This is a genomic window from Paenibacillus herberti (genome assembly GCF_002233675.1).
GTDB lineage: Bacteria > Bacillota > Bacilli > Paenibacillales > Paenibacillaceae > Paenibacillus_O > Paenibacillus_O herberti.
Window position 1 is genome coordinate 589,292 of sequence record NZ_NMUQ01000002.1, and the last position, 18,827, is coordinate 608,118.

Consider the following 18,827-nt stretch of genomic DNA (forward strand, 5'->3'; position numbering starts at 1 on the left):
CAAAAAAGACGCGTGCGGCATTCAGCCGTACGCGTCTTCTCGACAATCAGTCCGCTTCTGCGCCGCCGCCTTGGCCGCGCTTGCGGTATTGACCTGGGGTCAAGCCCGTTTCCTTCTTGAACTTGCGGATGAAGTTCGGCGCATCCAGGTATCCGACACGCGGGATGATGTCCTTGATTGGATCATTCGTTTCATCCAGCAGCCGCTTAACCTCCTCCACTCTTAGCTGCCAGACATAAGGAGTAAAGTTCTGTCCGGTTTTTTCCTTGAAGGAGCGGCTAAAGTAAGAGGGAGAGATACTGTGCTCGTCAGCGACGGATTCCAGGCTCAGTGAATGATCGGCATAATGGGCGTGGATATAGGCCAGCGCACGGTCAAGCAACGAGCGCTCCTCTGTCTGCGCCCTTGACTCTGCCTCGGAGCAAATGCGATAGGCCAGTGTCAAAAGCGGCTCCTCCAGCACCTTCATGGAATGGAAGGAAGATGGCGAAGGAATGTCGCTGGTCAACACGCCAAGTTCTGAAGCAGACTTCAGCATCGTATTCAACACATCGAAGTACATCGCCCGCGCAAGCGGCAGCGAGGCACCGCCAGCCCGGATGAAGCTCAGACATTCCGTAATGGTAGGAGCCGCTACCTCGTAGCTGCCCTGCTTGAGCGCTTGAGCCAACTTCAGTAACAGACCGGTTGGCAGCCAGTTCGCCTTCTCCCTGCTTTCGGAAATGGCGTCGAATCGACTAACGGTCACGGGACCTAGTATATGTCGGGATTCGTAAGCGGATAGAGCTTCGATATAGGACTGGCTCAGCTGAAGCGGGCTCTCGTACAAGCGGCCTACGCCGATGGAAGGATTGGACAGTCCAGCCCCTTCGGACAGCCGCTGCACTTCATTCAATGTCGCTTGCAACGAATCGTTGCCGTTCGAGTCTGGGTTCACCGTAAAACCGACGATGAAGGCCATACGCCGCGGCTCCGGTAGCTCTACGCCATATACGATGGCGCCGGCCTCGGGGATGTTCAGCTCCTGCAGCCCGGCATAAACGGCCGGATCTACCAGTTGCTCATCCTCCCAGCCAAACACAAGAACGGCATAACGCTCGCGATCGAAGCTCATGTGGAGCGCTCGCAGCAGCTCTGGCGAGAGAATCCCAGGTCCGCTGTTCTTGAGCAGCATAAGTAGAAAATGGTTCCTAGCATACGGCTCCTGCAGGTCGGCCATCTGGCTGGAATGCTGAAGCACACTGCGAATCCGGCCTAATTCGTCCGGCTCCTTGGCGGCAGCCCCTGGCCCCTTGTTCTGGGAGCTCGCGAATGCAGCCAGTTCCCAGATCGGTCCGTATAAGCGACGGGCGAGCAGCAAGGCAAGTCCCGCTCCCGCAGCAGCAATCGTGCCGAGGATGAGGATCATGATGCTGCGGAGCTTTACGACGCTGGAAAAGAACTGGTTGCTCGGCATGGCGGTTACGTATGTCCAGCCGTTCTGCTCGGATTTAACCGACACCACGGAATGCGTCGTTTTGTTCAGCTCCAAGCTGTGGATGCCTTCCGGCTGACGGAACAAGCTGTCCACATCGGTTTTGCTCAGCGATTCGCCGCGTTGCGTTGAGGTAAGAACCTGTCCCTTGTCATCGAATACGTAGGTAAGTCCCTGATAGCTGCCCAAAATAGAAGAAATAAGGCCGTTAAACTGGGATTCCTCAATTAGATACATGACAGTTGCATGAGGATTCGGATTGTTAGGCGTGATAGGAACCATATACGCTAGCATCGATTGTTCCAAACCTATTTTGCGGCGGACCAGATCGGCCGGCCTCAGCGTCGGGAACTGAACCTGGTTCAGCTCGTCTTCAATTTGGGCAGGATCCCAGTTCCGGAAAGCGTATCCATTATAGAAAACGCTTAATTCCGACATGCCAAGCGAAGAATAGATTCGGTCGTATCCACGGAAAAAGAGGAACAGCTCACCGATCATCTCGCTTGTGGCCTTATATTGATCAAGCGCCTTTATACCCTCGCTGCTGAAATAAGGATCATGCATCAAGTAGGAGGATAGTCGGGTGTCGTACGAAATTCGCGAGGCGATCGTTAGCAGGTCCCGCATCCGTGAATCAACGGTATTACGCGCCTGGGTGAGCTGATTAAAGTGCGCACGCTCGACCTCGCTGCGCAGATTGCTCGATGCGCTCTGTGAGATCGTACCTGCGAACAGCAGAAGCGGCACGAGCAATACGAGCAGATAAGAAAGAGCGTAGTTCAAAAATAGGCGTGATCTCAAGTAACTCTTGTTCACTGCCAGACCTCCCTAAAATAAGCCAAACTTTTTTCGTCGACCTATCTTTTTCTCTATGTTATTTACCTAACAGCCTAACAAACATAAACTAATTGTATACATTCATGATAACAGAGCGCATAGACAAAATGGAATCAGGGCTTGCGATAATCGCTGTCCTGTGAGAGGAGATCGAGTCATGAGTAAGGAGAATCAAATCGATCCGGCCGAATCGGAGTTGGCTGCAAACGCCACAGAAACAGCAGCCGTCACTCTAGAAGACGACGTTGTCCACCAGGGCGTCCACAATTACACCGAAGAAAAAGACTATGTATGGCCGGAAGAGCCGCTGCTGAGGGAACGTCTGGATTGGTTCAGCGACCAGAAGCTCGGACTCATGATGCACTGGGGCACCTACTCGCAGCTTGGCATCGTAGAATCCTGGGCATTGGACGATGTGGATGAGGAATGGTCCCGCGAAAGCGTGGACTGGACCAAAGATTCCGAGCGCATCAGACGCGAAGTATACGGGCTGAACCGTACCTTTAATCCGCTTCGCTTCCAGCCTGAGCTGTGGGCCGATCTGGCTGCAGACAATGGCTTCCGTTACTTGACGTTTACAACCAAACATCATGACGGCTTCTGCATGTGGGATACCAAAACGACCGAATATTCCGTAACTGGAAAAGACACGCCGTTCCACACCCATCCGTATGCGGATGTTTGTCGCCAGCTGTTCGACGCCTTCCGTGCCCGCGGCGTGGCGATTAGCGCCTATTTCTCTAAGGCTGACTGGCATACACCATACTACTGGTCGCCTGACATGCCGCATACCGAAACGAAGCGTGGCCCTTCCTACGATCCAGCTAAGTATCCTTGGCTATGGGAAAAGTTTGTCCAATTCACCCATGAGCAAATCATGGAGCTGATGACAAATTACGGCCGCATCGACATGCTCTGGCTGGATGCTGGATGGGTCGGCCCGCGCAGCGGCCAGGACATTCGCCTCGGCGAAGTTGTCGAGAAGGCTCGTCTGATCCAGCCTTGGCTGCTCTCGGCAGACCGCACGATTGGCGGAGCCTACGAGAATCTGGTCACTCCGGAACAGACCCTGCCGAAGGACCCGTTGTTTATTCCATGGGAAAGCAATATTACGATGGGAACCGCCTTCAGCTTCCGTTTTGAGGACGACTACAAATCGCTGCGCCAGCTCATTCATCTGCTCGTTGAGATTGTAGCTAAAGGCGGCAATCTTGCGCTTAATGTAGCGCCGCAACCTGATGGACGCTTGCCAAAAACAGCCATTCAGCGCATGAAAGGCATTGGCGCTTGGCTGAAGGACAACGGCGATGCTATTTATGGTACACGCCCTATCGCTCCTTACCAGTCGGGCAAGCTGAACTTTACTTCCAAAGGAAACGACGTATTCGCCATCCGGTTGTATGCGGAACGTGAGACTATGGAGCAGCAGTTGGAGCTGCCGCTGGAAGGTCACTTCTCCAGCGCCGAGCTGCTTGGTTTCGGTGAGGCAGCCGGTACAGCACTGGAGCTTGCGAAGACCGCTCAAGGCTGGTCTGTGAAGCTTCCAGAGTCGCTGCGCGCTGGAGAAACGCCAATCGCACTAGCCATTCGCCTGACCCGATGAGGAGGAGACAGAATGAAGCTTGGATTAAGCACCTATAGCCTGCTGAACGCCCTCAAAGCGGGCCAAATGACCGTGCTGGATGCAATCGACTGGATCGCGGACAACGGCGGAGAGCATATGGAAATGGTTCCCTACGGTTATACGCTTATCGATAACCTTGAGCTCGCAGACGCGGTCCGCGAGCGGGCTCGCGAGCGTGGCATCGATCTGTCCAACTACTGTTTACCCGCCAACTTTGTACAGGAGACGCCAGAAGCTTTTGACGCTGAAGTTGCCAGACTGAAGGGGCATGTGGATCTATGTGCTCGCCTCGGCGTCCGTCATATGCGTCATGACGTAACGGCTTTTACGATTCCTCAGGAACAGATGAGCATCGACTGGTTCGACGATCATTTTGCAGAGATGGTTGAGGGCTCACGCCAAATCGCCGACTACGCCGCTCCGCTTGGCATTACGACGACGATCGAGAACCACGGCTTCAGCGCTCAATCGAGCGACCGCGTACAGCGTATTCTGCGTGCCGTGGACCGATCCAATTTCCGCACAACGCTTGATGTTGGCAACTTCCTTTGCGTGGATGAGGACCCTATTGTGGGGGTTATGAACAACCTGAAGTATGCTTCTCTTGTACACTTCAAAGATTTCTATATTCGACCTTATGATCAAAACCCTGGGGGCGGCTACTGGTTCCGCAGCTCGCACGGGAACTACATGCGCGGCGCAATTGTCGGCCACGGCGACCTGCCGATTCGCAAGCTGATCCGACTGATCAAGGAATCCGGCTTCGACGGGTATATCACGGTTGAATTTGAAGGCATGGAAGAATGCCGCGAAGCCTCGCGCATCGCGATGGACAACGTTCGACGGTTCTGGGAGGAATGTGAAGGATGAGTTATATTCGTGCGGGTTATGTAAACGACGTTCATCTTCCGCTAATGACAGAGGGCGATCTACAGCAATTGACGCATCTTAACCTGGCGTTCGGCCATGTGCTTGAGGACGAGATTGTCATCTCGCATCTGAAGCATATCGATGTGCTGCGTCGAATTCGGGGCCAGTATCCCGAGCTGAAACTAATTCTGTCCGTCGGCGGCTGGAGCGCAGGCGGTTTCTCCGAGGCTGCTTCCACCGCAGAGGGCCGTTCCAAAATGGCCGCCTCGGCACTGCGCGCGCTAGAGGAGCTGCCGCTGGATGGCATCGACCTGGACTGGGAATATCCAAGTTATGGCGTGGCTGGCATCGCTAGCAGCAAGGCTGACAAACAGAACTTCACCCTGCTGCTGCGAGAGCTGCGCGAAGCTTTGGATCGTAAAGGCAAGGAAACCGCTCAGCACTATTTGCTGACCATCGCTGCAGGAGCGGACCAGTACTACCTGGACGGCACCGAGATGGATCAAGTGCATCCGCTGCTTGATTTCATCCAGCTGATGACCTACGACATGAGGGGCGGCTTCCAGGTGCTTACCGGCCATCATACAAATCTGTATACGCCGTCAGGCGACCTGTTCCGGATCAGTGCCGATGCTTCCGTTCGATTGTTCGCAGGAGCAGGTGTGCCGCTGTCCAAAATCGTGCTCGGAGCCGCATTTTACTCTCGTCTGTGGACCGGAGTTCCCGATCGCGACAACGGCCTGCACCAAATGGCCGCTTCTACCGGCGGTTACGGCCCGAACTACACGGAGCTTGCCGAGAACTATATCAATGTCCAAGGCTATCGTCGCCACTGGGATGAAGAGGCTCAAGCACCGTATTTGTTCAACGGCGAGACGTTCATTTCCTATGAGGATGAACAATCCATTGAAGCGAAATGCGCGTATATCCGCGAACACGCTCTTGGTGGACTCATGTTCTGGGAATACGGTCTCGATCGTACAGGCAATCTGATTGCCGCTATGACTAAGGGTTTGCGGGACAATTAATAAGCTGGACTTAGAGATTTAACGGCGACACTTGCTCGTTTCTCTAGCTCAACTTATATAAAACGAAACCCGGCTCGTAACAACCGCTGCCATCGGTTGTTACGAGCCGGGTTTTTATGCTTCTTTCATCTATCACGTTTGATGCAACTAGACTCCCGAAGCCGGGACACCGCTGACGCATCCAGATGCATCTTCGCAAACATGAGAGCCGCTCTGGTCACCGTAACACCAATGAAGCATCACATTGACTCAAGCACCATCCAGACGCATCTTCGCGAACATTAGAGCAGCCCTGGAAGCTGGGACACCACTGTCTTCCGCCAGCTCGAGCACCTCCATCAGTGTATCGCCAACTGCATCGACGCTTTGCAGCAGCTCTTCGCGACCGCCTCCCTTCAGCTCCCCAGCTGTAACGATAATACCTCCTGCATTCACAATGAAGTCCGGCGCGTACAAAATATTCCGCTCCTCCACCAGTTCCCCATGCCTTTCCATACACAGCTGATTATTCGCTGCTCCTGCAATGATGGAACACTTCAGCTTCGGAATGGTACGGTCATCCAAAATCCCACCAGCCGCACACGGGGCAAAAATATCACAGGACGTGCTGTACACACGATCCCCACGAACCCTCCTGGCGCCATAAAGCCGAATTGCGTCCGCCTCCGCTTTCGGATTCAGATCCGATACGAGGATACGCGCTCCATCCTCATACAAATACCGGCATAATCGCCGCCCGACCTTGCCCAGCCCTTGTACAAGCACCTTCAGATCATATAAAGTCGGCAAATTATGCTTTTTCTTCACGGCAGCTCGCATCCCCTTGTATACCCCGTAAGCTGTCATCTCTGCCGTAAAATCATCCGCAGCCATCAAGCTGCCCGTCGTGTCTGTCACATGCTCGGTTTGCGTGCGGATCGCATCCATATCCAGAACCATCGTCCCCAGATCCAGCCCCGTTATATAACGACCTCCAAGCCCTTCGATCCCTCTTCCCAGCGCCTGAAACAGACGGATTCTGGACTCTCCGATGCTGCTGTTTGAGCTTCGAGCCGCCTCTTCCCCAGACTCACTCTGCCAAATAACCGCTTTTCCTCCACCATAGGGCAACCGGTAAGCAGCGTTTTTATAGGTCATTCCTTTGGCAAGGCGCATTGCATCCAGCACTGCCTCCTCTTCAGAGGCATAACTCTTCATTCGGCAGCCACCGAGTGCCGGTCCGAGCCGCGTGTTATGCAGCACAATAAATGCTTTGAGGCCCGTGTCTGCGTCATGGCATAGCGTTACCTGCTCATAATCACCCTTAATTATTTCCCGGAAAATATTCATACCGAGCCCCTCCCTGCTCCATAGCCGACTACATTTTATGCAAGTGACCGCCCCCGATATGCGGACCGGCAGGAAGACTATTATGCAGCACCTAGCTTGACTGGACTGGGCTCTTAACTAAAATCAGCATCTGCACATTTATGTCATCCGCCCAAACAACTGGGTCAGCTGCCCCGTATGATAGGGCATACCACAAGAAAGGGGATTTGACACCATGTCTTACGGAGTTAACGGAGCAGTTGGAGGTGTCGGCGCAGGTTGCGGCGGCGGCGTTGGAGGTTACGGTAACGGTTATGGTAATGGTAATGGATGCGGCAATGGTTGCGGCGGCGGTGGCGGTTGGGGCGGTTCGACTACAGGAGCGATACTGGTTCTCTTCATTTTGCTGGTAATCATCAGCCGCGCGTTCCTTTACTAGACCTTAACGGGATCAAAGTAATTGTATAGTTGAAGTAATGAAATCCCCCGCAGCTGATGCTGCGGGGGATTCTTCTATTCTACATAACCAAACACACATTTAGCCGCCCGTCCAAACCAATATTAGATCTATGGAATATCTTATCTTATTCTACTAGAAAAGGAGATTTCAAAAATGGCTAGAATCAACAACGTAAACTGTGTCGCTAATGGGGCGAACCTGGACGCACTGGTGCAAGAGTCAAACGATTATCCGATTTATAACGGTGCAGGTGTAGAATCTGCCTACCAACCGTACAATTCCTATTACAACTCAGCAGGGCTAGACAATGCTCTAGATGCAGCAGACGTAGGTGCTCTCGGCAGATCGGCTTACAGAGGTAAAAAGACTTCCACCTCCGCTGTTGTCCTCGTACTTTTCATCCTGCTCGTCATCATTCTCAGCGTATTCTGGTAAATCGCTCTTACAGGTATCAAAAACCGTACGTATGCGATTCCGGTTCCGACCGGCATCGCACACGTACGCCGTCAAACAACAACCTTGGATATGTATGAATTCAAAAAGCTAAAGAGCAACGGCGGATCTGCCACTCAATACGAGGCCAGTCCGTCGTTTTTATACATGGAAAATGCCTATTTATGATGAATTGGCCTTCCTGCCCAAACACCACGTCCCCACCCAGCGTATGATGTCTTATCTCAAGCGAAAGGGGATTTGACAAATGTCATACGGCGTTGGCGGCGTAGGAGCAGGTTGTGGCGGTGTCGGGTATGGTGGCGTCTGGACGAACACAGGAGCAATCCTTGTCCTGTTCATCCTGCTGGTTATCATCAGCCGGGCGTTCCTCTACTAGTTCGCATGGAATGAAGATACAATCGGCCATTTAAAATAATGCGCCTCACGTATCTCATGCTCAACTTTCACAAAACAGGTTCTATTTAAGATAACTCAATTTAACCAAAAAGGGGATTTGCACATGTCTTATGGATTAGGTAATGTCGGAGGCGTAGGTCAAGGTTACGGCGGTTACGGTGGTGTTGGCGGAGTTGGCTGTGGAGATGTTGGCGGCGGCGGCAATTGCGGCGGCGGTTGCGGCGGAGGCGGCGGTTGGGGCTATTCCAGCATGGGCGCTATTCTCGTTCTGTTCATTCTGCTTGTCATCATCAGCCGCGCCTTCCTTTGCTAGAACTATTATCATGCGCTCCAGCAATCAAACGTAAGTAAAGGGACCCCTCTGCTTCGGCAGAGGGGTTTTTGTCTATTTTAAACTTCTATTATCGGTTGGAATCCTTAGGATAGATAAGTTTATTTTATGAAAGAAAATTTTATTTAAATTAGCCTTATATAAGGTTCTTGTTCATATATATTAGTTTTATTAAATCAATAAAATCATCAGGCCAATCATGAATACCTGCTTGTATAACTTAAAAAGAACAAGTAAGGTCAATCAATATGTAGGTAGCCATGATCGATTCCGATAAACAGTGAAAACAGATAAAAACCCGATAAAGGGATCGGTCGACAGGAATGACCATGAAATTCGGAAATATCACATAGAGCAGTAGTCGATTGGCGATCAAGGAAACATGCAAGGAATTGGAACAGCAGAAGCAGCCTCAAAAAGCGAAATATAGCCGAAAACCGCACAAAATGTAGAAATAAGCGGAGAATGAACGGGGAAAACAACGATATTGGGCTAAATTGGTCAAAAATCGCTATAAAAAGAGGGAAAGAATCGACATTTAACGAACATTTATTAAGTGGTGATTGGGTATATTACGGATTCTGCCTTTCGGAATGACCGCTTGAGGAAGTTTTTCATGAAATCGCCCCTTCCTCCCGGACAATACTGCTCTACAGCGTATGAAGCACCCAGGTATCCCCCCATCCCCATGCAGCTAACGTCCAACGGATCGATAGATGTATTTCCCCACTCTGAACAGCTTTCGTTCACAGGTAATACGAGCAAACGCCAAAAAGCCCACCTGCAGCAGTGCTGCAGAAGGACTTCTTCTTTGCGGCGATTTCGGCCAAGCCGATGCTTGGACCTAGTTACGCTGCTTCCTATTCTATTCCAAGGGGCGCAGAAATCAGCTTCAGTGGCGGTCTTTGATTTCTCCGACCTTTTGCTGGATTTCGCCTTTGGCCTTGTCTATCTTGCCTTCCGCTTGAAGACTCCGATTATTGGTGGCGTTGCCCAATTGATCCTTGGCCTCGCCCTTCACTTTGTTCAAGGTTCCCTTAACTTTATCACTCATACCTTCTGACATGATACATCGCTCCTATTCAAGTAGATTAGTTGATGTTGTACTGCCCATGCCTCTACTTACCCTTGTCTAAGGAGGACTAAACCCGGAGGTATGGCCGAAAGCCCTAAACAACAGGACAGCCAAAGAGCACCACCAGTGCGTACAACCAAAGCGTTAAGTCAAAGCCGTTTAACCAAAACGTTCAGCAAAAAGTCTCGGTTGCAGAGTACAGCAAAAAGCTTTGTCGAAGACATAGAAAAAACTCAGTAGACGGGCATAGAAAAAAGGTTACTACTTAGGTACCTCTAAATTTAGCTAGGTCGCACTATTCGGATGACCAGATCCCGTTTGACAACAACCAAGCGAAGCGAAACTCGCGTTTGGTGAAGATCAAACAGAAGGTTTCCGGGAGTTTTCGAACGACGGAAGGAGCCCGGCTATCGGCTCGAAGCGTAGTGTGTTTCGACGATCATGAAGCAGGAGCTGGAGCTGCTCCCTTCGTTTGTCTCAGCCTTGTCGGGGCAACTGCGGCTTTGATAGGCCTAAGTCGTACCACCAAGTCAGTCTCGTATTGACGTGGTCATGCACAATTTGTATGATTTTTCACTCAACATGCATTCGGGCCTTGCTGATATTTTGGATATTGTACGATAAATCATTCAAAATGGCTGGGCATAGGCGAAGAAAGCTGGGCTTTGTATGTTTTATCACACAAAGTGTTGAAAAGAGGCGGATATAAACCGAATTTTATACGATAAATCGTACAAAAAAATTGCGTTGTCCACGAAAGCCGAGTTCAAAACCTATTCCATTCAAATCGAGAGGAGAAGCACGCCCCGATGATCCTGCACAGCGCAGGATTATTCGGACGTTTTTCATTTACCTATATAGGTACCTAAGTAGTTACGAAAAAAGGCTCTCCGGCTGAAGCCGGAGAGCCTTTGGCGGCTGCCTGAGCAGGCCGCTAAAGTATTGATTAGTAAGCCAAGGAGAACAGGCCGTTGATATGCGACAGGTAGCGGATGTTGGAAGCTTCCTTCATCAGCGTTGCTGGCAAGCCCAACAAACGAGTCTGGTTTCCGCCGATCGTACCGATCGCGTCCTTGCGGCCGAGCGATCCCAGCGTACCGGAGAATACAGGTTGGAACGTATCCATTGGCTGGTTGTTGAAATAAGCGTACAGGTTGTAGCCGATCAGCTCACCCATTTGCCAAGCCAGTTGCGCGGTTGGCGGGAATGGACGGCCTTCTGGTCCCATAACAACAGCGCTGTCGCCAGCGATGAAAACATTCTCATGGGAAGTCGATTGCATGTTTTCCGTTACTGTAGCGCGACCACGGTTCACTTCGATGCCGCTGTTCGCGACAACAGCCGTGCCTTGTACGCCGCCGGTCCATACAACAGTGCTGGACTCAATCGTGCTGCCGTCTTTGAGGGACACAGTCGTGCCCTTCATTTCCGTGATTGGCAGACCGGTTTTGAATACAACGCCACGTTTTTCCAGGGAAGTCGTCGCGCGCTCTACGAGCTCAGCCGGGAAGCCCGGGAGAATCGATGGAGCTGCTTCTACACAATACAGGGCAACGTCGTCGTAGCTGATTCCGTGCTTTTTAACCAGGCCTGGAAGCATGTCCGCGAATTCGCCAACGAGCTCAATGCCAGTCAAACCGCCGCCGCCGACTACGAAGGTCAGGTCAGCTTTGTTGCCGGATTGTTTGAATTTTGCTACAGAAGCTTCAATATGAGCCTTCAGCTTGTTCGCGTCTGCTACGGATTTCAGCGTGAAGCTGTTTTCCTGCAGGCCTGGGATGCCGAAGAAAGCTGTTTCGGTACCGAGAGCAATAACGAGCGCATCGTACGTAAGCGTCGTGCCCGTGGAGAGCTTAACGGATTTTTCATCCGGCTTGATTTCGGAAACTTCACCGATTTTCAGATCGATGTCCTTGCCACGCAGCAGCTTGTCCAGCGGCAAAGCCACATTACCTTCGGACAGATTGCCGACGGCCAGACGATGCAGCTCAGTGATGATTTGATGCGCGTTGATGCGGTTAACGACCGTAATCTGGGCCTGAGCCGGCGTGAAATGCTTGCGCGCAGTCGTAGCAGCCAGAAGTCCGCCGTAGCCGCCTCCCAGGATAAGAATATGCTTAGCCATGTTCATCCTCCATTCACGTTCTATCGACCTCCCCGCGGGAGGACGTTGTTAGTTCTGGTTTTTTTGTTTTTCGTTGAGGTTTTCCAGGAACGCCTGCGTGAAGCGCAGTGTGCGCTGTACGTTAGGGTCTTTGAGCATACGCAGCAGGCCAAACAGGCCAACTGAAGTATTCTCGTTGGAAGCTTGGTCGCCAGCTTCAATCGCCGCTTGAGCAACCGTCTTCGTTTTGTCGACGATTGGTTTAACCATCTCGCCGATGCCACCGCCAAAGTCATTGATAAGCACTTTGTCAGTTGCGAGGGACTTGGCTACATCGTAGGACTTGGTCATGAGGGTCACGATTTCGGCCAGCTTCGGAAGATTGTCCACGAGCACCGTCAGGGACTCTTGTACTTCCGGCTTCATGAGCTGATCAAGGATGTCGCGTTGTTGCACGGAGGCTGGCTCTTGAGTTGCCACCGCTGGAGTAGATTGGTTGTCGGACATGGAAATATTTCCTCCTTTACTCTGGAAATGCGGTTCCGCCCCCGCGCCGACTGCTAGAGCACTGCCTTGTAGAGCAGCATCTCCGGCCGGACGTCGGGGAGGCAATTCGCTTCATTGCACGGTGTAGCAGGCTTCTGGCTTGCGGACGGAAGGCTTTGTACCAAATTTCACAAATCACGGTAAAAGGCCGCTCCATCACAGCTTCATCCTTCTGCACCGGCAGCGAACGACGAGATCGGACGCTTTCCCGGTCTATGCGTTGTCGGCCCGTATACGGCCCGGAACTTCTACAGGTTAGTTTACAACTTAACGGCGGGAACTGCAAAAGAAAAATGAGGATTCTCACCAAAGTTTTTGTTAAGCGCGGCAATATTATGTTTTACTCGAGCAAAGTGTCCAAATCGTCTGCTTTGGAGTCCGATAGGACCCTGTCTGGGATGGAGCCAAGCTGAGTGCTAAATAAATCTCCGTGTGTACTGAGCGCTAATCTAGTGACATGAAGCGGATCTCGCATGGTAAGGAGAGGTGTTTTGATGACTTGAGCGGATTTCGCGTGGAAAGGAGAGGTGTTTTGATGACTTGAGCGGATTTCGCGTGGAAAGGAGAGTCATGCTTGGTTGTTGGGTATGGAAAAGGCCGATGTACCGCCGCATAACTTCGCGGCGGTACATCGGCCCTGCCGCGCGGGCTAACGCCACGCGCGGTTACATCCAGCTATCGATGTCATCGTCATCGATATCATCTTCCACCGGAGCCGCCCCAGCAGGCTCCGGTTCAAGATTTGCCGCAGCAGGCTGCTGCGGCAAATCTTGCGGCGGCGCTTCGCCCGCCGCAACTGCACCGGCGGCGATGCCTGCCGCCGCGAGCTCCCGCTCCGCGGACGGGACATGGTCCCCGTCCGCAGGCGCCTCAGCGGCCGCGGCGCTCTCGCGCGCGGCTGCAGCGGCTTCGCGCGCCGCAGCCTGCGGCGTCTCCGCCGCGGGCTCCGGCTGCGCCGGCGCTGCTACGGCGGCGGCCACTGCCGCGCCGCCTACCTCGCTGCCGGCTGCGCCATCCGCAGCGCGGCCTGCCGCTGTTCCGGCCACGAGAGTTCCTCTCTCGGCCGGAATAAACAATTGCAGATTCCGCACGCCATGCTCGCGGATCTCATTTTCAACCAGATAGCGAATTGAGTCCATCAGATTGGACTGGCCGTTAATCCAGTCCATCACTTCAGGCGACTCATTCTTTTTCGTTTTCAGGCTGATATTCTCTCCGGGCTGCTTGATCTTTTTCACCCGGTCTCACCCCCTGTGATTAAACCGGCTGCTTAGCCCCTTTGGACTTCAGCGCCTCGAAGATCTTGCCGCGAACAAAAGCGTCCAGACCTTCGGCATTCATCGTTACCGCATGTTCTGCGGGAATGTACAACAGCTTGATTTCGCGCTCTTCGCAAAGCTCGATCAGCATGGGCTGCAAAATCGGCTTCATCAGCACGCTGCCGCCGCCGTATACACAAATGACGTCAATCTCATTCCGCGCTTTTGTCAGTTGCTTGCGGATGTTTTGCACGATATGACGAGCTTGTCCCTCGAGCGGACGGCGAAGCGTCTGAATCGCACGGTTATGGTATTTATGCTGTGCATTTTTGATCACATCACTGAAAAATTGGCGCGGGCTGTCCGGCAAATAAACCAGTTTGTTGAAGTCGTCCAGCGCTTCCTCGATAGCATAACCAGCGCCGTGATGGCTGCCATGCACGAACTGACGCAGGAATTTATTTCCTTCAGTGATCGGATATTCCGTGGAACCATCGCCGATATCCGTATGCAGAACACGCTTGTCTTTGAAGTAAGCACCATTGAATTTCTGGCCGAGATCATAAGCCTCCACGAATTCGGCAAAAATATCTCCGGAGCGCCAAGCACCCTCGCGATCTTTTTGGAGCGCGAATACAACTGGCGTAGCTTCAGGAATTGCTTTGACATAGTCGAACACAATGTTGACCGGTACCCGTACCTTGTTCAGGTGGACGGTCACTCGATGCGTGCCCTCCATGAATTTGGCCTCAAACTTAGCCGCACTCTCGTCGGTATGCTGCGTCACTGGCAGTGCCGTAGCCATATCAACCGTAACTTCGATTGGCTCAGTCGTTACGCCTTTTGCCTCGTCATAGGCGCGTTGCACGGCAACCGCCGCCACTTGCGCCAGCGTATTGATGATTGGCAGATCCATGTCCGCCTTGTTATCGATGCCGATTTGCAGGTTTTCCAGCAGCTCGCCGCTCATCAGAGCAAACTTGCCGATATAGTACATCCCGGGACGCGCCGCGGGGGAGTCGATCGTTACAATCAGCTGGTCTTGCAGATTGCGGATAAAGCTTTCCGGCGGAAGCTCGTCGCTCCATGGAAGCTTGTCCACCCGACAGCATACATTGGGCTGGCGAATCATTTTACCGTCTACAAACAAATCATGCTCGCTATTGCCGTTGTCGTTTCCTACCTGAAAATGTACCTTCACCTTTATTTCCTCCTCGTCTCTCCCTTCAGGAGAGCGGTTTTCTCGCCGGCATATGCCGGACTTCTTGGTTAAAGGCTGTTCTTGTCCACTGGCGCGGCTGCCCGTTGTATGGGCTGAACTTTTGCTACAAGCCATTCCTACACGAGATGCGGTTACAGCCGCTCCAAACGGGAGTGAACGGTAATGCCTGGTAATATCATTCGACAGGAGCGACAGTTTTCCTCCCGTATGCCGGGAAGTTCATAACTTGTTCCCCATTGTGGGGGATATTTCCTGGGGAATATGTTGGTACAGCGCTTTCAATGCTTGTGAGAGGTTTCGAAATTTTCAATTAATTTCAAAGCCTCGCTTTGGACCATCCGTTAACGACCCAACCTCAAGGTTGTCCCCGCTGCCTGCCTCTCTCCTCCAGCAGCCAACCGGCAGCAAAAACAGCGAGAATCACGCTAGCAAGGGCTACTTTGAGAAAAATATTGCCATCAAAAATAAGTAGTTGAATCAGTACCAACGCAATCAGCCCAGCGTTCTCCTTGAGGAGCTGGCGGAAGGTTCTTTTACGAATACGGTAGAGGAAAACTCCAACGACGAGAGCATAAATCAGCAGAAACATTAGAGCAGCGAAAAGTTCCACCGGCATCCTCCTTTTCCGTACCGATACAGACAACCATTGTTCAAGTCAACCGCTGCCTGAGGGCAAAAGCCAAGCAGGGTACAGGCATACCAAGTGTAACCCAGCCCGTGTGTCGAAGTAAGGGGAAACCTGCGCATAAGTGAAGCCAGTATTATTTCTCTTCGATGATTACAGTTGCATTGTAAATAACGACTCGTTTCCCGTTTAGATCAAACAGTATTTTATTGCCGTACTCCGTATCCTGAATATCGATGCGCCCTTCGTATTCTTCCAGCAGTTTTCCGCTCTGATCATACACTTTTACGCTGCGCTCCAGGCCGCCCGCGTTGTTGGATTTCCATGATTTTATCTTACGCTCGCCCTGTTCGGTCGAGAAATACCAGGCTGTACAGCCTCCGATTACGGCCAGTAGAACAAACATTAGTGCAACCCAGATCCATTTCGTGTTCTTTTTCATTTGTTTGCTTCCTCCGCTCTGTTCATTACCCGGAGCCCCAGTGTCCATGAGCCCAGTTATTCTTTGTACGTTGGGAGTTTGATTTCGTGCCTATTTTTTCCTGTACCTGCCTCAGAGTGAAAAAGAAGTGGCGGCGCTACAAGCTCAGGACTGAAGCTTCAATCCCGCCAACTCTGCAATACGATTCGCAACGTCCGACACGGGCAGCTTTTCCGTCTCGATGCGACGGCCCAGTGCGGGCGATTGTAACCCGTGCAGACAGCGTTCGATCTGTAAAGCGGCCCACGAGCTGCTGCCTTCCCCTCGTACACTCAGACGGTGAAGCAACACGTCCCTCGATGCCCAAAGCACAAACGCCTGCATTTGTCGGCCTTCCCTTTGCAGCCGACCGGCCATCTCCTCAAATTTTACCGGATCAGGCACCGTCATTGGGACAAGGATTATCCCCTCATAATGCTCCGCCAGGTAGCTCAGCATGAGATAATTGAACTCCCGCCACATTTTGAACTCCTGGAAGTCTTCTTTAAACAAATCTGCCGGCAAATTATCTCGGATATAATAACCCGCATTTTCAGGATCGTACACATACGAACCCGGCAACCGCCGATGCAGCTCCCACGCTGTTTGCGTCTTGCCGGAGCCGAATGCTCCGTTGATCCAGATGATGTCACCCATCTTCCTCGCTCCCTCTCTTCTTGGCGCAAATCCTACTCAGCTTTCCCTTTATTTCCAGACGAGCCCAGAAAAATTTTGGTTGCAACAGAGTTGCGGCTTACCGGATCAAGCCCGTTTGTTGCCGCAATCGACAATCCGTTTGTTCCTGAGTTTCGGTTGGAGTATGCTGGATTTATGAACCCGCCACGCAGAGCTGGACGCTAGCCAATTGAGTCAACGGACTGGAGCTGGCCGTCCCGCTTAGCTGAATCAGATGCCAATGCCAAGGAGGAACCAATATTCATGAGTTTAGCTTATTTTAACGGTCGTTTTGCCGCGTTAGACGAACCCCTGCTACCTATCGAGGAGCGCGGCCATCAATTCGGCGACGGTGTGTATGAGTTTTTTCGAGTGTATGAAGGGCAACCCTTCATGCTAGAGGAGCATCTCGATCGGCTCTACCGCAGTGCAGATCTGATTCGCATCGAAATCGGCCAAAGCCGGGAAGAGCTGAAAGGAATTATGGACGAGCTCATGCAGCGGAGCGGGCTGTCCAACGGAGATATTTATTTACAGGTGACGAGGGGCATCGCGCCTCGCAATCACCCTTTTCCAGCCGTGCCTTCCTCATTGTCGCTGACAATCAAGCCATGGAGGGAGCTACCTCCTGCTACACACCAGGAAGGCGTAGGAATATTACTGCACCCGGACGAGCGCTGGCTGAACTGCCATATCAAGTCGCTCAACCTGTTGCCGAACATTTTGGCTAAACAAGCTGCCGTTGATCAGGGCTGTTTTGAAGCGGTGTTTGTGCGGGACGGGATCATAACGGAGGGGTCAAGCGCCAACTTCTATCTCGTTCAAAATGGAGCCATCCGGACGCATCCGCTCTCAAACCGCATTCTCGGCGGAATTGCGCGTGAGGCGATACAACGGATTGCGGACGCTGCCGGCATCCCGTTCATTGAGGAGGCTTTTTCGCCGGATGAGCTGTTCGCTGCCGATGAAGCGTTCCTGACAAGCAGCGGCGTTGAGCTTGTCCCCGTTGTTACCGTGCACGGCCACGGCTCCATTGGCAGCGGCGTACCAGGACCGATAGCAATTGAGCTATATCGACAGTATGCGGCATTGACCCGTCAGCCTGCTCAAGGCTGACGGGTCAATTCCCAAGGCTGAACCAAGTACGTACCCGAACAAGCGAAAAGGCCTCTCCCAACCTGGGAAGAGGCCTTTTCTATAGGATAACGATTTTACATAAAGCTGCGGATTTTATTTTCCAGTGCCTGTGACAGGGCATCCGTGCCTCTGCGGATCTCGGATTCATTCAGTCGGAACGCGGTACGCGACTCATCCGTGCCGAGCCATTCGGAGAAGCCGCCGGAACGACGGTCAACCTCCATGATCACATCCACATAACCTTCCGAGGGGATGAATACCATTTCCAGCTCATCCAACCGCCCGAAGTTCCGCGTCCGTGGCACGAACTCGAATTCTTGCAGAATAGGAGTTCCAAAACGGGAGTGAGCTGCATACTTACACTCCACCTCGCGGGTGCGGAATCCCAGATGATCTACCGCATTAAGAATCTCCTCTACGAGCGGATGCGGCAGTACTTTGATGTAATCGTTGTCTCCTGCATCGAGCGCGCTAGCGATGTCCAGCGACGTTTTGACCCAAACCTGCGTACCACCAGCCGTAATTGGCGTGAAGAGCGGAAGCGTCAGGTCGAACTCAAATTCCTCGCGTTGGCCGGCTCCAATTTCAAACGACTCACGCAATTGCAGACGGGCCAGAGCAGCGTTTTCGCGAACCTTCGTATCGTTGACTTCTTTGATATAGCTAGTCATGATGAGCAGTTCAATGCCGTTGACTTGCTGCGCGACTGAACCTCCGCTGACAACGATCCTTCCGGGGATCGTATCGCCAGGTCTAACGCCGCTGTTTGGCACCTCCAGCACTGTATCTACTTGGGCTGCGCCAATCCCCATTGAAGCCATCATATTTTTGAAAAACGACATTTCCCGAACACTCCCCTATAGCTGAAGTTTCCCATCCCGCTAGCCCCTGGAAGTAATGGAGCATGCTGGCAGAGGAATGGAACTGAAGATGGATACGC

Annotated in this window: 19 protein-coding genes and 1 pseudogene; 9 read left to right on the top strand and 11 right to left on the bottom strand. The window is 52.3% G+C overall.

Annotation, left to right across the window (positions count from 1 at the left end):
• Positions 1-46: 46 nt before the first annotated feature.
• Entirely contained in the window at positions 47-2,290 is a 2,244-nt protein-coding gene (locus CGZ75_RS15110; protein ID WP_089525107.1) for a helix-turn-helix domain-containing protein, read from the bottom strand.
• Between the two features lie 178 nt (positions 2,291-2,468).
• Here CGZ75_RS15110 and CGZ75_RS15115 point away from each other — a divergent pair, with 178 nt between their 5' ends.
• From CGZ75_RS15115 to CGZ75_RS15125, 3 genes are read left to right on the top strand one after another with little or no spacing between them, the layout of a single operon-like run.
• Complete coding sequence (locus CGZ75_RS15115; RefSeq protein ID WP_089525108.1) at positions 2,469-3,914, top strand: alpha-L-fucosidase; 1,446 nt, start codon at positions 2,469-2,471, stop codon at positions 3,912-3,914.
• A 12-nt stretch (positions 3,915-3,926) separates the two neighbouring features.
• Complete coding sequence (locus CGZ75_RS15120; RefSeq protein ID WP_089525109.1) at positions 3,927-4,805, top strand: sugar phosphate isomerase/epimerase family protein; 879 nt, start codon at positions 3,927-3,929, stop codon at positions 4,803-4,805.
• The gene (locus CGZ75_RS15125; RefSeq protein WP_089525110.1) at positions 4,802-5,833 is read left to right on the top strand and encodes a glycoside hydrolase family 18 protein; all 1,032 of its coding nucleotides are present in this window, start codon (positions 4,802-4,804) and stop codon (positions 5,831-5,833) included. Before CGZ75_RS15120 ends, CGZ75_RS15125 begins: the two co-directional genes overlap by 4 nt.
• 249 nt (positions 5,834-6,082) lie before the next feature.
• Here the strand turns inward: CGZ75_RS15125 and CGZ75_RS15130 are convergent, their stop codons facing one another.
• A complete protein-coding gene (locus CGZ75_RS15130; protein ID WP_089525111.1) occupies positions 6,083-7,162 on the bottom strand; it encodes a Leu/Phe/Val dehydrogenase in 1,080 nt (359 codons plus the stop codon).
• A 214-nt stretch (positions 7,163-7,376) separates the two neighbouring features.
• Between CGZ75_RS15130 and CGZ75_RS15135 the strand changes: the two genes are divergently transcribed.
• From CGZ75_RS15135 to CGZ75_RS26510, 4 genes are all read left to right on the top strand, one after another.
• Entirely contained in the window at positions 7,377-7,580 is a 204-nt protein-coding gene (locus CGZ75_RS15135) for a hypothetical protein (protein WP_089525112.1), read from the top strand.
• A gap of 174 nt (positions 7,581-7,754) precedes the next feature.
• Positions 7,755-8,036, top strand: a complete 282-nt coding sequence (locus CGZ75_RS15140; RefSeq protein WP_089525113.1) for a hypothetical protein — start codon at positions 7,755-7,757, stop codon at positions 8,034-8,036.
• Between the two features lie 265 nt (positions 8,037-8,301).
• A complete protein-coding gene (locus tag CGZ75_RS25635; protein WP_217900070.1) occupies positions 8,302-8,433 on the top strand; it encodes a YjcZ family sporulation protein in 132 nt (43 codons plus the stop codon).
• 123 nt (positions 8,434-8,556) lie between these two features.
• On the top strand, positions 8,557-8,766 hold the full coding sequence (locus CGZ75_RS26510; RefSeq protein WP_089525114.1) for a hypothetical protein: 210 nt from the start codon (positions 8,557-8,559) through the stop codon (positions 8,764-8,766).
• Between the two features lie 910 nt (positions 8,767-9,676).
• Here the strand turns inward: CGZ75_RS26510 and CGZ75_RS15150 are convergent.
• The gene (locus CGZ75_RS15150) at positions 9,677-9,850 is read right to left on the bottom strand and encodes a CsbD family protein (RefSeq protein ID WP_089525115.1); all 174 of its coding nucleotides are present in this window, start codon (positions 9,848-9,850) and stop codon (positions 9,677-9,679) included.
• A gap of 317 nt (positions 9,851-10,167) precedes the next feature.
• Between CGZ75_RS15150 and CGZ75_RS26515 the strand changes: the two are divergent.
• Positions 10,168-10,263, top strand: a pseudogene (locus CGZ75_RS26515) (IS66 family transposase); the annotation flags it as partial.
• 542 nt (positions 10,264-10,805) lie between these two features.
• Here the strand turns inward: CGZ75_RS26515 and CGZ75_RS15160 are convergent.
• From CGZ75_RS15160 to CGZ75_RS15190, 7 genes are all read right to left on the bottom strand, one after another.
• Positions 10,806-11,984 (bottom strand): NAD(P)/FAD-dependent oxidoreductase, encoded by a 1,179-nt coding sequence (locus CGZ75_RS15160; RefSeq protein ID WP_089525117.1) that lies wholly within the window; start codon positions 11,982-11,984, stop codon positions 10,806-10,808.
• Positions 11,985-12,032: 48 nt separating this feature from the next.
• Entirely contained in the window at positions 12,033-12,470 is a 438-nt protein-coding gene (locus CGZ75_RS15165; protein WP_089525118.1) for a DUF1641 domain-containing protein, read from the bottom strand.
• A 704-nt stretch (positions 12,471-13,174) separates the two neighbouring features.
• Positions 13,175-13,747: a hypothetical protein gene (locus CGZ75_RS25865; protein ID WP_245850876.1), complete on the bottom strand. Its 573-nt coding sequence runs from the start codon at positions 13,745-13,747 to the stop codon at positions 13,175-13,177.
• A 19-nt stretch (positions 13,748-13,766) separates the two neighbouring features.
• The gene (locus CGZ75_RS15175) at positions 13,767-14,969 is read right to left on the bottom strand and encodes a ParM/StbA family protein (RefSeq protein WP_089525119.1); all 1,203 of its coding nucleotides are present in this window, start codon (positions 14,967-14,969) and stop codon (positions 13,767-13,769) included.
• A 376-nt stretch (positions 14,970-15,345) separates the two neighbouring features.
• Positions 15,346-15,600 (bottom strand): hypothetical protein, encoded by a 255-nt coding sequence (locus CGZ75_RS15180; RefSeq protein ID WP_089525120.1) that lies wholly within the window; start codon positions 15,598-15,600, stop codon positions 15,346-15,348.
• A gap of 151 nt (positions 15,601-15,751) precedes the next feature.
• A complete protein-coding gene (locus CGZ75_RS15185; RefSeq protein ID WP_089525121.1) occupies positions 15,752-16,057 on the bottom strand; it encodes a hypothetical protein in 306 nt (101 codons plus the stop codon).
• A 144-nt stretch (positions 16,058-16,201) separates the two neighbouring features.
• Positions 16,202-16,732 (bottom strand): AAA family ATPase, encoded by a 531-nt coding sequence (locus tag CGZ75_RS15190; protein ID WP_089525122.1) that lies wholly within the window; start codon positions 16,730-16,732, stop codon positions 16,202-16,204.
• Positions 16,733-17,014: 282 nt separating this feature from the next.
• On the opposite strand from CGZ75_RS15190, the gene dat reads away from it, so the two are divergent.
• Entirely contained in the window at positions 17,015-17,866 is an 852-nt protein-coding gene (dat, locus tag CGZ75_RS15195; protein WP_089525123.1) for a D-amino-acid transaminase, read from the top strand.
• 95 nt (positions 17,867-17,961) lie between these two features.
• Here dat and CGZ75_RS15200 read toward each other — a convergent pair whose 3' ends face one another.
• A complete protein-coding gene (locus tag CGZ75_RS15200; protein WP_089525124.1) occupies positions 17,962-18,729 on the bottom strand; it encodes a sporulation protein in 768 nt (255 codons plus the stop codon).
• Between the last annotated feature and the right edge of the window lie 98 nt (positions 18,730-18,827).

Coding starts and splice junctions, on each gene's coding strand:
- CGZ75_RS15115 (WP_089525108.1), top strand. CDS start 2,469: ATGAGTAAGGAGAATCAAATCGATCCGGCCGAATCGGAGTTGGCTGCA.
- CGZ75_RS15120 (WP_089525109.1), top strand. CDS start 3,927: ATGAAGCTTGGATTAAGCACCTATAGCCTGCTGAACGCCCTCAAAGCG.
- CGZ75_RS15125 (WP_089525110.1), top strand. CDS start 4,802: ATGAGTTATATTCGTGCGGGTTATGTAAACGACGTTCATCTTCCGCTA.
- CGZ75_RS15130 (WP_089525111.1), bottom strand. CDS start 7,162: ATGAATATTTTCCGGGAAATAATTAAGGGTGATTATGAGCAGGTAACG.
- CGZ75_RS15135 (WP_089525112.1), top strand. CDS start 7,377: ATGTCTTACGGAGTTAACGGAGCAGTTGGAGGTGTCGGCGCAGGTTGC.
- CGZ75_RS15140 (WP_089525113.1), top strand. CDS start 7,755: ATGGCTAGAATCAACAACGTAAACTGTGTCGCTAATGGGGCGAACCTG.
- CGZ75_RS25635 (WP_217900070.1), top strand. CDS start 8,302: ATGTCATACGGCGTTGGCGGCGTAGGAGCAGGTTGTGGCGGTGTCGGG.
- CGZ75_RS26510 (WP_089525114.1), top strand. CDS start 8,557: ATGTCTTATGGATTAGGTAATGTCGGAGGCGTAGGTCAAGGTTACGGC.
- CGZ75_RS15150 (WP_089525115.1), bottom strand. CDS start 9,850: ATGTCAGAAGGTATGAGTGATAAAGTTAAGGGAACCTTGAACAAAGTG.
- CGZ75_RS15160 (WP_089525117.1), bottom strand. CDS start 11,984: ATGGCTAAGCATATTCTTATCCTGGGAGGCGGCTACGGCGGACTTCTG.
- CGZ75_RS15165 (WP_089525118.1), bottom strand. CDS start 12,470: ATGTCCGACAACCAATCTACTCCAGCGGTGGCAACTCAAGAGCCAGCC.
- CGZ75_RS15185 (WP_089525121.1), bottom strand. CDS start 16,057: ATGAAAAAGAACACGAAATGGATCTGGGTTGCACTAATGTTTGTTCTA.
- CGZ75_RS15190 (WP_089525122.1), bottom strand. CDS start 16,732: ATGGGTGACATCATCTGGATCAACGGAGCATTCGGCTCCGGCAAGACG.
- dat (WP_089525123.1), top strand. CDS start 17,015: ATGAGTTTAGCTTATTTTAACGGTCGTTTTGCCGCGTTAGACGAACCC.
- CGZ75_RS15200 (WP_089525124.1), bottom strand. CDS start 18,729: ATGTCGTTTTTCAAAAATATGATGGCTTCAATGGGGATTGGCGCAGCC.